This is a genomic window from Bisgaardia hudsonensis (assembly GCF_004345785.1).
GTDB classification, from domain to species: Bacteria; Pseudomonadota; Gammaproteobacteria; order Enterobacterales; family Pasteurellaceae; genus Bisgaardia; species Bisgaardia hudsonensis.
Map to the genome: position 1 here is coordinate 34540 of NZ_SLXI01000001.1, position 15934 is coordinate 50473.

Annotated in this window: 18 protein-coding genes; 3 read left to right on the forward strand and 15 right to left on the reverse strand. The window is 34.3% G+C overall.

Annotated elements, in window-relative coordinates:
* Positions 1-137: 137 nt before the first annotated feature.
* From EV697_RS00185 to corA, 15 genes are all read right to left on the reverse strand, one after another.
* Positions 138-1289, reverse strand: a complete 1152-nt coding sequence (locus tag EV697_RS00185) for a peptidoglycan DD-metalloendopeptidase family protein (protein WP_132021336.1) — start codon at positions 1287-1289, stop codon at positions 138-140.
* A 16-nt stretch (positions 1290-1305) separates the two neighbouring features.
* Entirely contained in the window at positions 1306-1488 is a 183-nt protein-coding gene (locus EV697_RS00190; RefSeq protein ID WP_132021338.1) for a hypothetical protein, read from the reverse strand.
* 12 nt (positions 1489-1500) lie between these two features.
* Entirely contained in the window at positions 1501-2076 is a 576-nt protein-coding gene (locus tag EV697_RS00195) for a YqaA family protein (RefSeq protein WP_132021340.1), read from the reverse strand.
* A 51-nt stretch (positions 2077-2127) separates the two neighbouring features.
* Positions 2128-2868 carry a 5'/3'-nucleotidase SurE gene (gene surE / locus EV697_RS00200; RefSeq protein ID WP_132021342.1) on the reverse strand — a complete coding sequence of 247 codons (741 nt, stop codon included), beginning with the start codon at positions 2866-2868 and terminating at the stop codon, positions 2128-2130.
* A 23-nt stretch (positions 2869-2891) separates the two neighbouring features.
* Positions 2892-3899: a tRNA pseudouridine(13) synthase TruD gene (gene truD / locus EV697_RS00205; RefSeq protein WP_132021344.1), complete on the reverse strand. Its 1008-nt coding sequence runs from the start codon at positions 3897-3899 to the stop codon at positions 2892-2894.
* A gap of 89 nt (positions 3900-3988) precedes the next feature.
* Complete coding sequence (ispF, locus tag EV697_RS00210) at positions 3989-4465, reverse strand: 2-C-methyl-D-erythritol 2,4-cyclodiphosphate synthase (RefSeq protein WP_132021346.1); 477 nt, start codon at positions 4463-4465, stop codon at positions 3989-3991.
* A 26-nt stretch (positions 4466-4491) separates the two neighbouring features.
* The gene (locus tag EV697_RS00215; RefSeq protein ID WP_132021348.1) at positions 4492-6297 is read right to left on the reverse strand and encodes a monovalent cation:proton antiporter-2 (CPA2) family protein; all 1806 of its coding nucleotides are present in this window, start codon (positions 6295-6297) and stop codon (positions 4492-4494) included.
* A 27-nt stretch (positions 6298-6324) separates the two neighbouring features.
* A complete protein-coding gene (gene ispD, locus EV697_RS00220; protein ID WP_132021350.1) occupies positions 6325-7002 on the reverse strand; it encodes a 2-C-methyl-D-erythritol 4-phosphate cytidylyltransferase in 678 nt (225 codons plus the stop codon).
* A 13-nt stretch (positions 7003-7015) separates the two neighbouring features.
* The gene (gene ftsB, locus EV697_RS00225) at positions 7016-7288 is read right to left on the reverse strand and encodes a cell division protein FtsB (RefSeq protein WP_132021352.1); all 273 of its coding nucleotides are present in this window, start codon (positions 7286-7288) and stop codon (positions 7016-7018) included.
* Positions 7289-7424: 136 nt separating this feature from the next.
* Positions 7425-8429: a tryptophan--tRNA ligase gene (gene trpS / locus EV697_RS00230; RefSeq protein ID WP_132021354.1), complete on the reverse strand. Its 1005-nt coding sequence runs from the start codon at positions 8427-8429 to the stop codon at positions 7425-7427.
* A 10-nt stretch (positions 8430-8439) separates the two neighbouring features.
* Positions 8440-9117, reverse strand: a complete 678-nt coding sequence (locus tag EV697_RS00235) for a phosphoglycolate phosphatase (RefSeq protein WP_132021356.1) — start codon at positions 9115-9117, stop codon at positions 8440-8442.
* 14 nt (positions 9118-9131) lie between these two features.
* Positions 9132-9806 (reverse strand): ribulose-phosphate 3-epimerase, encoded by a 675-nt coding sequence (rpe, locus tag EV697_RS00240; protein ID WP_132021358.1) that lies wholly within the window; start codon positions 9804-9806, stop codon positions 9132-9134.
* 140 nt (positions 9807-9946) lie between these two features.
* Complete coding sequence (gene yggU, locus EV697_RS00245; RefSeq protein ID WP_132021360.1) at positions 9947-10240, reverse strand: DUF167 family protein YggU; 294 nt, start codon at positions 10238-10240, stop codon at positions 9947-9949.
* A gap of 27 nt (positions 10241-10267) precedes the next feature.
* Positions 10268-10825, reverse strand: a complete 558-nt coding sequence (locus EV697_RS00250) for a YggT family protein (RefSeq protein WP_176672782.1) — start codon at positions 10823-10825, stop codon at positions 10268-10270.
* Positions 10825-11775, reverse strand: coding sequence for a magnesium/cobalt transporter CorA (gene corA / locus EV697_RS00255; protein ID WP_132021362.1), 951 nt, complete (start codon positions 11773-11775; stop codon positions 10825-10827). Before corA ends, EV697_RS00250 begins: the two co-directional genes overlap by 1 nt.
* 545 nt (positions 11776-12320) lie before the next feature.
* On the opposite strand from corA, the gene EV697_RS00260 reads away from it, so the two are divergent.
* The 3 genes from EV697_RS00260 to EV697_RS00270 all read left to right on the forward strand — a co-directional run bounded on the left by EV697_RS00260 (position 12321) and on the right by EV697_RS00270 (position 15897).
* The gene (locus EV697_RS00260; protein ID WP_132021364.1) at positions 12321-14168 is read left to right on the forward strand and encodes a TRAP transporter large permease subunit; all 1848 of its coding nucleotides are present in this window, start codon (positions 12321-12323) and stop codon (positions 14166-14168) included.
* 187 nt (positions 14169-14355) lie between these two features.
* Positions 14356-14646 (forward strand): YfcZ/YiiS family protein, encoded by a 291-nt coding sequence (locus tag EV697_RS00265; protein WP_132021366.1) that lies wholly within the window; start codon positions 14356-14358, stop codon positions 14644-14646.
* 267 nt (positions 14647-14913) lie between these two features.
* Positions 14914-15897 (forward strand): sialic acid TRAP transporter substrate-binding protein SiaP, encoded by a 984-nt coding sequence (locus EV697_RS00270; protein WP_132021368.1) that lies wholly within the window; start codon positions 14914-14916, stop codon positions 15895-15897.
* Positions 15898-15934 lie beyond the last annotated feature (37 nt).

The window sequence follows — 15934 nt, forward strand, 5'->3', positions numbered from 1 at the left end:
TATCTTTATTTCGGGTTATTTCGACAATATTAAGAGATTAAGAGGCATTGTAGATTTATATTCAAGTTACTATTTAGGCTAATTCCAGTAGGAATTAGCCTAACGAAGTAAAAAAATTGATTTTTACTGTTTATTTTTTAGCGTCTTGGTAAATAGCTCATCGGATCTACAGACTTACCTTTGTAACGAATTTCAAAGTGAAGTTTTACTGCATTCGTTCCTGAACTTCCCATTTTAGCAATTTGTTGACCTGTACTTACTTCTTGTTGATCTTTAACTAAAATAGTTTCGTTATGTGCATAGGCACTTAAGTAATCATTATTGTGCTTAATAATAATTAAATTACCATATCCTCTCAAGGCATTGCCTGCATAGACTACTCTCCCTGCTGAAGTTGCATTAACTGCCTGCCCACGAGAGCCTTTAATGTCAATCCCTTTATTTCCTCCATCGGCACTTGAGAAACCTTGTATTACTGTTCCATTAGTTGGCCAACGCCAAGCTATGTTAGAGGCAACAACAGGTTTTGTTGTTTGAATAGGAATGATGGATGGTGTTTTCTGCACTGTTGCAATAGTTGTATCTGTAACTGTTTGTTGAGCATTTGCTGTTGTTGATTTTATTGGTCCTACAATAGTACCATCCGATCCATATTTAGTGCCATTTGGTCCTTCTCTATAAGTTACCACTGGTTTAACTGGTTCTACAATTTTAGGCGATGGCGCAACTATATTTGTTGGTTCATTGCTATTATTAGGAATAGTTAAGGTTTGACCTACGGCTAAATGGTAGGGCTCCGACATATTATTAGCTGTAGCAAGCTCATCTACGCTAATCCCTGAAATATAGGCGATTAAGAACATTGTATCGCCCTTGCGTACTTTATAGCTACTTCCTTTATAAAAGCCTTTGTCAATTTTACTATATTCTGGTGCATTGGTTTGCGGATTACGTGGAATAGTAAAATCTTGAGATACTTTTTGTGTTACTGTATTTACCTGAGTATTGATCTTTTGCTTTGTCGCATTTATTTGAGTATTTACTTTCTGTTTTGTCGCATTAACTTGCGTATTTACACCTTGTTGATAACCAATGTTTGTATTGTTATTAACAGGTATTGATTGCTCCACAATTTGTGGTTGCCAGCTGCCATTTGTACCTGTATTTGACACGGGCTGCATCACGCCAGGTGTTAGCTCACCACTTGCGTTTTCAACGGGAGCTGGTGCATTGGATGAACAGGCGGTTAATACTGTGATTGCAATTGGCAGTACTAAAAATTTTTTCATTTTATTTTTTTCTCCATTAATTCATATTTGATTGTATAGCCTGCTCTTTTATTTCAGGAAACAGGTCGATTTTATCCTTTCCTTGATAGTCAACGGGTTGCATAATACCTGAAGGCAACAAATTTTCATCTTTTGGTTTTTGAGTAGCACAAGCCACCAATCCTAAGATTATAGACAATAAAAAAAGTAATTTATTCATATTTATCCTAAATTATTTTAACAGTAAGTAGGCTATTATAGCTAACGCCACGACTGACCAGCCAATAATTTCAATAGATTTACGTAATTTCGCCGCAAATTTTTCTCCACCCCAAGCGGCTAATTTTGCTACCAGTAAAAATCTTGCATATCTTGAAATAAATGAGGTAATTATAAAAGGAATAAATGCCATTTGCATTACACCTGCACAAATGGTAAATACCTTATAGGGTATTGGTGAAAATCCAGCAACAAAAACAACTAATATTCCCCATTTTGTAAACCAAGAGATAGCGGTATCTAAATGATGTTGATAACCCCATTGTTGAATATAGTCAGACACCAGATCAAAGGCATAATAGCCGATAGCATAGCCTATCATACCGCCGAGCATAGAGGCAATGGCTGTGTATAAAGCAAGCTTAGTTGCTTGCTTAGGTTGCGACATTGACATTGGAATTAACATCACATCAGCTGGTATAGGAAAAAAAATCGCTTCTATAAAACTTACAAAAGTAAGCCAGAAAGTTGCAAAACGATGTTTAGACCATTGCATCGTTTTATCATACATTGCCCCGAAAATATTCATTGATAGTTATTCCAAATATTTATACTTATTTTTATCAGTAAAATCATTGTATTATTTACTTTCTAGCCAATTTTGTAAAGTATCTAGCGAATGATAAGCGGTCATATCTGCTTGAATAGGCGTAATAGAAACATAATTATTTTCAATGGCGTGAAAGTCAGTACCTTGCTGTTTATTTTCCGCAAGTCCTGCTGGACCAATCCAGTAAATATGTTCACCTCTTGGATCAGTCTGTTTAATAATTTCAGCGGCAGCGGAACGATGACCTAAATGGCAAACTTTAATTCCTTGAAGCTGTTCATAGGGGACATCTGGCACATTAATATTTAATATCTCTCTTGTTTTTACTATTTTACTATGTAATTTAGGGACTAGATCACAAACTACACGAGCAGCAGTTTCATAATATAAGCGACCATCTAAAGAAACCGCAATAGCGGGTAAGCCTAAGTGACGACCTTCAAGGGCGGCAGCAACTGTGCCAGAATAAATAATATCATCACCTAAATTGACACCCGCATTAATACCTGAAACAACTAAATCTACTTGACCTGATAAAAAACCATTTAATGCTAAATGGACACAATCAGCGGGAGTACCATTAATACAATAGTCACCATTTGGTAATTTAATTGGACGTAATGGTTCAACTAGGGTAAGTGAGCTTGAGGCAGCACTACGATTTCTATCTGGAGCTACAACAGTTACCTGAGCAATTTTTCTTAATTCATCCGCTAAAATCTTAATTCCTTCGGCGTGAATACCATCATCATTAGATAGTAGAATGTGCATTAATTTTTCCTTATTTTTATCTTTTATTCTTCTGAAATTATTACTAATTCCCTGATCAACGCCGTAGCATAGCTACCTGTTGGTAAAAAGAAGCTAATAGTAAGCCCTTGATGATTAAACTGCCAATTCAAATTTTGGGCTTGCATTAATACTGGGCGACGAGCCGGTTTTACACGCTCTTTTTTCATCAGATTCAAAATATCTTGATGTTGTGTAACGATTTGATTTTCTAGTTCACAAGCTAACTGTGGCATATCGCCAACCAATGGAGCTGTTAATTGAATATCTTGTGTTTTTAATCGTTCTTGTAAAGCGGAAAAGTCTTCCTCTTTCGTTGCTGAAAACCAGCTATGCGAGCCTGTAAGTTGTAAAATATCATTTTCAAGAATAGTATTTGTTAGCTGTTGATTAATTCGTTCAGATACCACTAAATTAAATATTTCACTTCTTGCGGCAGATAAATAAAAACTACGTTTCTTACGATCTTTAATATTAATTTCACCCTTTGCCCAACGTAATGCTTGGGTTAAATTATGCCCGTCACGACCAAAACGTTGCTCGGTAAAATAATTAGGAAAACCATAATTCTTTAAATTTTCCAACCGCACTTTTAATTCATCGGTTTCAACAACATTACGCAGTAAGATTTCAAAATGATTTCCTTTGAGACTACCAATACGAATTTTCCGATTATGGCGAGTAACCGCTAAGATTTCTACGCCATCAAGTTGAAATTGACTAAAATCAGGGGTAGGTTTACCAGGCATTTGTAGGCAGAACCATTGTTCAGTAACCGCTTGACGATCTTTCAAGCCCGCATACCCCATATTCCGAGAGGAAATGCCCGCAAATTTTGCTAACTGTTCTCCTACAAAAAGCGTATTACAATTAGTTTTTCTCACCTTTAATGCAACAAATTCTCCCTCCCCTGATATTTGGTAGCCAAGTTCCTCTTTAACGATAAAATCAGTGCATTCTGATTTTAAAAGTGCGGTTTGTTTTGGTGGCGTTTGTAAATAAGCTAAGTTCATTATTTTCTCTATATTTATATTTATATTTATATTTATATTTATATTTATATTTATATTTTGCTATTTTTATGATGTGCTATTACTATATTTTACGATTTAACTAATAAGGCTACTGCTTCACAGGCAATACCCTCGCCACGCCCCGTAAATCCTAGTTTTTCTGTTGTCGTCGCTTTAACATTTACTTGTTCGACTTCACAATTTAATGTTTCAGCGATAGCTTGACGCATATCATCAATATATGGACGCATTTTCGGTGCTTGAGCAATGATAGTGACATCAATATTCCCTATTTTATAACCTTTTTTCAATATGTTTTGGTAAGCTATCTGTAATAATTCACGACTATCCGCTCCCTTATATTGCATATCTGTATCAGGGAATAATTTACCAATATCCCCAAGTGCTATTGCACCTAATAGTGCATCTGTTAATGAATGTAATGCTACATCGCCGTCACTATGAGCAACTAAGCCTTTTTCATAAGGAATAGTTACACCTCCAATAATAATAGGACCTTCACCACCGAAAGCGTGAACATCAAAACCATGACCAATTCTTATCATTCTTTTTCCTTGTTCTTTTTTCTTTATCAATCTTCTTTATGGATAATTTGTTGTATTTCAGCCATAATCTCTTGGTCAATATCAAGGGAAAGGCGAATAAGTTCTTTATTGTCAAAATGTGAGATTTTTGGGTCATAAATCTCAGAAGTTAGTTTTATATTATGTCTGTCCTTATAAAAGTAAACTTCGGTAATTTCCCTTGCCATCTCTTTTTCCATACCAAAAGCCCGTAATGTTTTTTCAACAGTCCTAAGTGCAGAATCAAAGGTTTCACGAATCTGAATATCTGCTCCTGCATTATAAAGATCATAAACGTGGACTCTGTCATAAGCTCGAGCAATAATTTTAATTTGTGGATTAATTTTTTTCGCTAATTCTACAATACGAATTGCTTGCTGTTTATCATCAATAGCGATAATAAGTAATTCCGCATTAGCTACACCTGCGGCTTGAAGTAATTCGGGGCGGCTTGCATCGCCATAATAACATTTAACACCCAATTTTTTCATACCAGCGATTAAAGACGCATTTTTGTCAATAATGGTTGGTTTATGCCCAGTCATTAATAACAACCTATTGACTACTTGACCAAATCGCCCCAAGCCAATTAAGACCGTAGGATGTTGTTCTTCAATATGATCGCTTTCTTGTTCAAAGCTCTCTTTTTTCAAATTTGGAATGACATATTTTTTATATAGGATAATCCATAATGGTGTTAGCAACATAGAAAGTACAACAATAGCCGTCATCGTTGCTTGCTGTTCTGGATTGATGACATATCGAGTTGTGGCAGCAGTAAAAAGTACGAAGGCAAATTCACCACCTTGCGACATAGTAACTGCTCGTTCAATAGCACTAGCATTGTTCATTCCAGTTATTCTTGCTACAAGGTAAACCGATGAGGTTTTGACTAACACAAAAAGCAATACTCCAATAACAATAAGAGCGAGGTTATTTGCTACGATAGCAAGATCTAAGGACATCCCAACACTTAGGAAAAATAAACCAAGTAATAATCCTCTAAACGGTTCTATATCTGCTTCCAGTTGATGCCTGAAACTTGACTCTGAAAGTAGCACGCCTGCAAGAAAAGCACCCATTGCCATTGATAAACCGCCAATTTCCATTAATAAGCCTGATCCCAGAACAACTAATAATGCGGCTGCGGTCATTACTTCTCTTATTTTTGTTTTAGCGAGAATTTTAAATAATGGATTTAAAAGCCATAAACCTATCACAATTAAAATAGCAATAGATGCTATTGGAATTGTAAGCTTTAACCAAATTGGATCAGGATTATCTATTTTATCTGGCGCTAAAAAGGTAACAAATGCAAGTAATGGTACAATCAACAAGTCTTCGAATAGTAAAATAGAAATAATACGCTGACTACGAGAAGAGGTCATATTTCCTCGGTCTCGTAGTTCTTGCATTACAATCGCCGTAGAGGAAAGGGTAAATCCTGCACCTGCAACAAAGGCAATTTTCCAATCTAGACCATATAATATGCCAATTCCTATAAGGATAGACATACAAACGGTTATTTGGAAGCTACCTAGACAGAAAATATGATGACGTAATCCCCAAATATGCAACGGTTTCATTTCTAGTCCAATAATGAACAAGAACATAACTACACCTAATTCAGCAATATGGATAATACCTTGGGAATCATTTACAAAGCCGAGTCCAAAGGGACCAATAACTAAGCCGGCAACAAGGTAGCCTAATATAGAGCCTAGGCCTAAGCGTTTGAATAATGGTACTGCAACAACAGCAGCAGCTAGTAGTGTTACCACACTAACAAGTTGATTTGCATTTTCTACTGCCATAATAAAGAGCCTCTATTACTTTAAAGTTTAATTGTTTAAATAAAATGAAACTAATGCAAGATCTTCTGGATTGGTTACTTTTATATTATCATTTCTTCCAATCACCAAATGCGGTTGAAATCCTGCGAGTTCCATTGCGGAGGCTTCATCTGTAATTTCATCACCATTTTTTATTGCATTTTCTAATGTATTTTTTAATATATCTGCTGGAAAAAACTGTGGTGTTTGAGCAAGCCATAATTCACTTCTATTTTCAGTATTTTGGATAGTATTGTGTCGAGTTGCTCGTTTAATTGTATCTATTGCAGGTTTAGCTAAAATTGCACCGCACTTTTCTTTTATTGCGAGTAATTTGTCAATATCTTGATGAGTAATACAAGGGCGAGCGGCATCGTGGACTAACGCCCAAGCGTCATCAAAATGCTTATTGATGTAATACAAGCCATTTAATACTGATTTAGCACGCGTATTCCCTCCAGTAACAAAAGTAACATTAGGGTTACTGAATAAATCTAATGTTTTTATATAGGGATCATTTTCAGCAATAGCCACAATAACAGTATTTATATTATTATGCTTTAATAACTTATCAACGGTATATTCTAAAATTGTTTTACCATTAATTTTAAGATATTGCTTAGGCTTATCTGCTTGCATACGACTACCTATGCCAGCAGCAGGAACAAGTGCGATTATTTTTCTCATTATTTTGGATTATTTACTGTTTAATGACACGATAAAAAATTTCATTTGATTTCATTAATTTATGTTCCATTCTTGCTTTCTCCTCAATAGCTGCCACTCCATTTTTAAGATCTTTAATTTCTGCAAAAATCGCATCATTTCTTTGTCTTAATTTATCATTTTCTACTTTTTGAATGGCTATTTCTTTAAGCACTTTTTGGTTGTCAATATAACCATTTTTTCCGAACCAAAATTCATATTGAAACAACGTTAAAACACCTAAAAGAATAAAAATGAATATTCGCATTGTTTGACTCTTTATTATCGTAAGTCGGTTTACTTTCATTTATTATTCAAAATAAGTAAAAAATAAACCGCACTTTTTATTTTATAATCAGACTGCTTTTATTTAATTAATGCTTAATTGAATTACCATTTAGCGATCAATAATTAATAAAACCAACAGCTTGATATACCTTGTCTAATGTTACTTTGGCACGTTGACGTGCTTTTTCTGCACCTGCTATAGCAATTTCTTTCAGTAATGTTTCATTATTACGGAAATGATAAAAACGTTCTTGTAATTCCATTAGCATTTTAGACACTTCATCGGCAACCGCACCTTTTAAATGACCATACATCTTGCCTTCAAATTCTGCTTCTAATTCGGCGATAGATTTTCCTGTTACTCCAGATAAAATATCTAATAAATTAGAAACGCCTGCTTTATTAGCGGTATCATAACGTACAACAGGTGGCTCATCGGAATCGGTAACGGCACGTTTAATTTTCTTGGCAACTGCTTTAGGATCTTCTAATAAACCAATCACATTATTTCGGTTTTCATCGGATTTAGACATTTTCTTTTCAGGTTCGAGTAATGACATTACTCTTGCTCCCGCTTTAGGGATAAATGCTTCAGGTATTACAAACATATTATCGCCATATAAACTATTAAAACGTTGAGCAATATCACGAGTAATTTCTAAATGTTGACGTTGATCATCTCCAACTGGCACTTGATTAGCTTGGTAAAGTAAAATATCCGCCGCCATTAATACAGGATAAGTAAATAATCCAACATTTACATTTTCAGCGTGGCGAGCGGATTTATCCTTAAACTGTGTCATACGTCCCATTTCACCAAAATAAGTATAGCAATTTAATACCCAAGCAAGTTGAGCGTGTTCAGGTACTTGAGATTGAATGAAAATTGTACTTTTTTGTGGATCAATTCCACAAGCTAAATAAAGAGCTAAAACATCTAAGGTTGCTTTACGTAATTGTTCTGGATCTTGGCGTACTGTAATCGCGTGTTGATCAACGATACAAAATAAACATTCGTAATCGTCTTGCATTTTTACCCATTGGCGTAATGCACCCAAATAATTACCAATAGTTAATTCGCCAGAAGGCTGCACGCCACTTAGTACAACGGGTTTAGTCATTCTTATTTCCTTATTTAATAATTTTTAAAATATCAGCGAAGTCATCAAATACCCAATCAGGATGGGCTTCCGAAATTGGAATATTATAATTATAGCCATAAGTTAAACCAACAACTGGGCAGCCAGCAGAATGGGCGGCTAAAATATCATTTTTGGAATCACCAACAAAAAGCACTTGTTTTGGATATAAACCAAATTTACCACATAAATAATAAAGTGGAGCAGGGTGTGGTTTAATGGCTGGCAAGGATTGACCGCCAAGCATCTCATCAAATAAATGATCAATACCAAAAGCCGATAAAACAGGTTTAACGTGCTTGGTTGGTTTATTGGTTACAACTGCTAATAAATATCCTTGCGCTTTTAATGTTTCCAATGTTGCCTTTACATTTGGGTATAACACACTAATATTACAAAGATTTTCACCATAATAGAACTCAAACCGTGCTTTTAGTTGGTTAATGTTTGCTTCATCAAGTTTTTTACCTGTTTCTTTTTCAGCCCATTCTAACGCACGTGCAATTAGAATATTTGCCCCATTACCAATCCAAGTTAATACGAGAGATTCTGGTGCTTTAGGATAGCCTACTTCGGCTAATGCTGAATTTACAGAAAGAGCAAGATCAGGCAAGCTATTGACTAATGTGCCATCTAAGTCAAAGCCAATTAATTTTATTTGTTGAGTCATTTATATATCCTAATTTATCTTGTTACACTTGCTAATTGTTGACGCATTGCGGTAATGACCGTTTCATAGTCAGGTTGATCAAAAATGGCTGAACCAGCAACAAACATATCCGCCCCCGCTTGAGCAATTTCTGCGATATTATTGACTTTTACACCGCCATCTACTTCTAAGCGAATATCATAACCACTTTCATCAATTTTTTTGCGTACTTGTTTTAATTTTTCTAAAGTCGCAGGAATAAAAGATTGTCCACCAAATCCAGGATTAACCGACATCAGCAATATAATATCCACTTTATCCATTACATAATTTAAATAACTTAAAGGTGTTGCTGGGTTAAACACTAAACCAGATTTACAACCACAATCACGAATAAGTTGTAAAGAGCGGTCAATATGTTCGCTAGCTTCTGGATGGAAAGTGATATAACTTGCACCTGCTTTTGCAAAGTCAGGAATAATACGATCGACAGGTTTCACCATTAAATGCACATCAATCGGTGCTGTAATACCATAATCTCTTAGAGCCTTACAAACAGCCGGACCAAAAGTTAAATTTGGTACATAATGGTTATCCATTACATCAAAATGAATAATATCCGCACCATTTTTTAATACATTTTCCACATCTTCACCTAAACGAGCAAGATCAGCAGAAAGAATAGAGGGTGCAATCAAATAAGGTTTCATTTTATCCCCTTGTTACTTGATAAAAAATAAAATTAATATTCCCTAGTGTACTATGTAATCGGTCTATTATTAAGAATTAATTAGAGAAAATTTTGTAAAATTGCAGGAAAGGTTATTTACAGAAACAAGCAAATTGCCTATTAACTTTTTAATAATGTAGAAAGTTCATCAGGAATCATTTTAGGAGCGGGAATTAAAATCTGTTTATGGCGATTTAATTCCCCTTTTTCTAAAATAATTGCACTTTTGGGGACTTTAAATGTTTTACTCAAAAACTTTAAAAGATGTGCGTTTGCTTTGCCATCTATTGGCGGAGCAGTGATGGTGATTTTAAGCTCATCATCGTGCAAGCCAACAATCTGATCTCGACTTGCTTTGGGTTGCAAAAATATACGCAACCTTAAATCTTCACCAATTTTTTCTACTGCTAACAAAAAATATCCTTATTTTTAACCGCACTTTTATGCTAAAGCCCAAAGGGTACCTAAAATATCATAAAGCACTCTATTTCCATAAAAGAGAATAAAGGCTAATAACATAGGTGAAAAATCAATCATTCCTGTTTTTGGTAAAATGCGGCGAATAGGATTTAATAATGGCTCACCTAATTGATATAAAAGGTATTGAACTGGGTTAGCGCCTTGATTAAACCAACTAGAAATCGCCCCAAAGAAAATAATGTAAAGCATTGCTTCGCCAAATACGCGTAGCGTATGTAACAAACCAACTACCACATAAAGTAGTAAAGGTAACTCAATTTGACCGAAACTAATTAATGGCAGTTTTACTATACCAATAATGAATACAACTAGTATTGCTGAAAAGTTAATACGCATTACCGTTGGAATAACTTTTTGCAACGGATTAATAATCGGATTAGTTATTTTTGCGATACTTTGAGAAAGGGGATTATAAAAATCTACCCGACAATATTGGAACCACATTCTCAGAATAAAAATAAAACTTAAAATATCAATCGCTAAATTGACTAAATACTGGATAGAATTATATTGTGTCATTATAACCAACCTTTACGTTTAAAATACCAATAGGGTGCAAATGCAGCTAATGCCATTAGGCTAAGCGCCATTGGATAACCAAATTTAAAGCCTAATTCTGGCATATTTCCAAAGTTCATACCATAGTTAGAGGCAACTAATGTTGGTGGTAAGAAAATAACGGATACCACTGAGAAAATCTTAATAATACGGTTTTGCTCTATATTAATGAAACCCATTGCTGCCTGCATTAAAAAGTTTACTTTTTGGAATAAAGACTCGTTATGAGGTTGCAATGACTCAATATCTCGTAAAATTTCACGGGCTTGTTCTAACTGATTTGCCGGTAAGCGAGTTTTACGCACTAAGAAACTCAAGGCTCGTTGTGTATCCATCAAACATAAACGTACTTTTGAACTGGTATCTTCCTGCTCTGTTAAGGTTGCTAAAGCCTGATCAAAGGCTTCCCCTTGTGTTCCGTCTAAAATAACACGGCTTAATTTTTCTAAATCAGAATATACATTCTCAATAACATCAGCAAGTTGCTCAATTTTAGTTTCAAAGAGATCCAATAAAACTTCATAAGCATTACATTCATTTAAACGTTGATTACGTGAACGCATACGATATAAACGAAAAGCGGGAAGTTCCCTATCTCTTAATGTGAATAAACGGCCATCACGAATAGTAAACGCGACACTTTCTAAATCAGCATAGTCGTCTTCATCTTCACAATAAAAGAAAGAGTGAAGATGTAAACCATCTTCATCTTCAAAGAAACGAGCCGATGCTTCGATATTTTCCAATTCAAGAAAAGTCGCAAGGTTTTGATCTAATCCTTCTTGTAAGACCTCACGTTCATCTTCTGTTGGAGAAAGTAAATCAATCCAAATCGCATCATTTAAGGTATTGGAAATACCTTCATCAAGACGAATTAAGCGAGCGTCTGCCAGTGCAAAAGCATTAATCATTTTGTCATACTCCTTATAGGATTATGAACAAACCCGATGGAACAATAAAATCAAATTATAGCTGACCACAACGCTGTGGAAAATTATTTTGACTAAAAGATACCTGATAAAATTAGGTAATGGAAACTTACCCGCGAAATCCCGCCGATAAGTAAAATGACGAGATTTAGATTAAAGACGATCGGTATCGACTGTGACTGTCCAAAGTGTATGTCCTCTTACTAATAAACTGTGGCGAATGTTACGCTTGTAAGACCAATTCGTCAAGATTATGATGGATATATTTTCTTTTTATAGTATGTTCTTTAATCCCAAAAAAATTGGTAAATAATTTTTTTAAAAATTTAAAGTAAATTGTGATATATGTCTCATTTATGAAATTTTACTTCATTTATAATGTAAAAAATAAATAGAAGATAGCTTATAATGGTTATTATTTGTTTATTATTGTAATTAGCGATTACAAATATATGGTGAAAGACTTCGATTATTGGAATGTGTCTTTAATTTAGTATCAGTAGGTAATTGATATTTTTGGAGTTTCTATGAAATTTATTAACAAATTAGAAGAATGGCTAGGCGGAACCCTTTTTCTGATTATTTTTGGGATACTGTTAGCACAGATAGTCTCGCGCCAAGTCTTTGATTCACCATTGATTTGGAGTGAGGAATTAGCAAGGTTATTATTTATCTATGTAGGTATGTTTGGAATTAGTATGGCGACTAGGACGCAACAACACGTTTACATAGATTTTTTAACCAATAAAATGCCAGTGGGAGTAAGAAAAGGGGTTAATTCATTTGTTCAAATCTTGACATATATTTGTCTTTTTTTATTTTTCCATTTAGGTTTAAAAGTTTTCTTAGATGCAAATTTTGAAATTGTGTCATTAGAGATATCAGAAAAATGGTTATATGCGGCATTGCCGTTAATTACGGTATTGATGTTTTACCGTTTTTTACAAGCACAAAATGAAAACTATAAAAATAATTTAAGTCATTTACCCCCATTATTTTATATAGTTTTGACAGTGGTATTACTTGGGATTTTATTTTTCCAACCTGATTTATTTAAGGCGTTGAGAATCACTAATTATGTAAAATTGGGTAGTGATGCAGTTTATGTTGTTCTAGTGGTTTGGTTAATTATTATGTTTCTTGGCTCACCGGTGGGTTGGTCATTATTTATTGCCACAATCTTATATTTTGCGATGACACGTTGGAGTATAGTAAATTCAGCTTCAATAAAGCTAACGGATAGTTTAAATAGTTTCTCATTACTTTCAGTACCGTTCTTTATTTTAACAGGTATTTTAATGAATACTGGTGGGATAACAGAAAGAATTTTTAACTTTGCGAAAGCGTTATTAGGTCATTATAGTGGTGGAATGGGACACGTTAATATTGGTGCGAGTTTGATTTTTTCTGGAATGTCAGGTTCAGCCTTAGCGGATGCGGGTGGTTTAGGGCAATTAGAAATCAAAGCGATGCGAGATGCGGGTTACGATGATGATATCTGTGGTGGGATAACGGCAGCATCTTGTATTATTGGACCGTTGGTTCCGCCGAGTATTGCGATGATTATTTATGGTGTTATTGCGAATGAGTCTATTGCCAAATTATTTATAGCAGGGTTTGTGCCAGGCGTATTAATTACCATTGCGTTAATGACGATGAACTACTTTGTGGCGAAAAAGCGTGGTTATCCAAAGACAGCAAAAGCGACATTAGAAGAGCGTTGTGTAGCGTTTAAGAAAGCGATTTGGGCGGTATTAACTCCAATTTTAATTATAGGTGGTATTTTCTCAGGGTTATTTACACCGACAGAGGCGGCGGTAATTGCGGCAGCATACTCAACAATAATTGGTATGTTTGTTTATAAAGAATTAACATTAAAGTTATTCTTTAAGAGTTGCGTAGAAGCAATGGCGATTACGGGTGTAACGGCGTTGATGGTAATGACAGTAACTTTCTTTGGAGATATGATAGCACGTGAACAGGTTGCGATGCGAATCGCGGAGTTTTTTGTTGCGGTAGCGGATACACCGACAATGGTATTAATAATGATTAACTTACTGTTGTTGTTCTTGGGAATGTTTATTGACGCATTAGCATTACAGTTTTTAGTATTACCGATGTTAATACCGATAGCGGTGCATTTTGGAATTGATTTAGTGTTCTTTGGAGTAATGACAACCTTAAATATGATGGTGGGTATTTTAACGCCACCGATGGGAATGGCGTTGTTTGTGGTAGCTCGAGTGGGTAATATGTCGGTAAGTACAGTAACCAAAGGTGTGTTACCATTCTTAGTGCCAATATTTGTGACATTAATATTAATTACATTCTTCCCGAGTATTATTACTTTTATTCCTAATTTGATTATGCCGTAATTGAGATGGGTAATAAGTAATTTGAGTATAGAATGAAATAGTCAATGAATTAATAATTATTGATAGTTAATGATAGAAAAGATGAGTGTAATGCTCATCTTTTATTTTAATAATAGGTATTTTATTATGATATTATTAAAGCTAGGTGTATAATGAACTGATATAAAGTTATTTAGTTGGAAGTAGAATGAAAACATTTAGTGATGAAGCTGATTGCTGTCGAGGATCTTGTCGTACGAAAACTACAGCAATGTTTGATAATGAAGATACAAGTCTTGAGATAATACAAGTTTATTCTACAGAGCAAGAAGCAAGGGAAGTACTGGAGCAATTAATGAAAAAAGCTCATTCTGTTGAAAATGAACCTTGTGAGATTGAAAGTCAAATTTTAGAGATTGAAAATGGTTTTGAATTATATGCAAAATTTAATTTTAGTTGTCAAGCTGAGTCCGTATTATTTCAATTGGCACTAAGATAATTAATTTTATATTTTTTGTATCTATCAGAAATAAAATGGAGTGTTTCTTCATATAGAGGGTGAGTGTTTTTTATTGAAATATAATAATTTATAAGAATTTTATAGGGGGCGAATATTTTTTTATTTTTTTTCTAAAAGTGTGATCTAATTCTCAGTAATGAAATATTACTTCATTTATTATAATAACAACTAAGGTTACCACATAGTTGAAAACTATGTCTTAGACAATTAACTATTATCTCTCAATCATTAAACAGGAGAATTTCAATGAAATTAAATAAATTAGCATTAGCAACATTGTGCGTTGGTATGTCAGCATCAGTTTTTGCTGCAGATTATGATCTTAAATTTGGTATGGTTGCGGGAACTAGCTCTAATGAATATAAAGCAGTAGAGTTCTTTGCTAAAGAAGTAAAAGATAAATCTAATGGTAAAATTGAAATTGCGATTTTCCCAAGTGCACAATTGGGTGATGACCGTGTAATGTTAAAACAATTGAAAGATGGTGCTTTAGATTTCACTTTAGGTGAATCTGCTCGCTTCCAAATTTTCTATCCTGAAGCAGAAGTGTTTGCATTACCATATATGTTACCTAACTTTGATATTGCTAAAAAAGCAGTATTAGAAACAAAATTTGGTAAGAATTTATTCAAAAAAATTAATAAAGAGTTAGGCGTAGATTTATTAGCTATCGCTTACAATGGTACTCGTCAAACAACATCTAACCGCGCTATTAACAGCATTGAAGATATGAAAGGATTAAAATTGCGTGTACCTAATGCTGCAACTAACTTAGCATACGCAAAAAATGTTGGTGCTTCACCTACACCTATGGCGTTCTCAGAAGTGTATTTAGCATTACAAACTAACTCTGTTGATGGACAAGAAAACCCATTACCAACAATCCAAGCTCAAAAATTCTATGAAGTGCAAAAATATTTAGCATTAACTAACCATATTTTAAATGACCAACTTTATTTAGTTAGTAATGAAACTATGGCAGATTTACCTGCCGATTTACAACAAGTTGTGAAAGATGCCGCATTAAAAGCAGCTGAATTCCATACTAAATTATTCGTAGATGGTGAAGCAAGTCTTGTTCAATTCTTCAAAGATAAAGGTGTGACAGTAACTAAACCTGATTTAGCTCCATTCAAAAAAGCATTAAAACCGTATTATGATGAATATTTACAAAAAAATGGTGATTTAGGTAAACAAGCATTTGAAGAAATTGATGCGTTAACTAAATAACTTCTTTTTATCCCTCTTTTCTACAATAAAGAGGGAT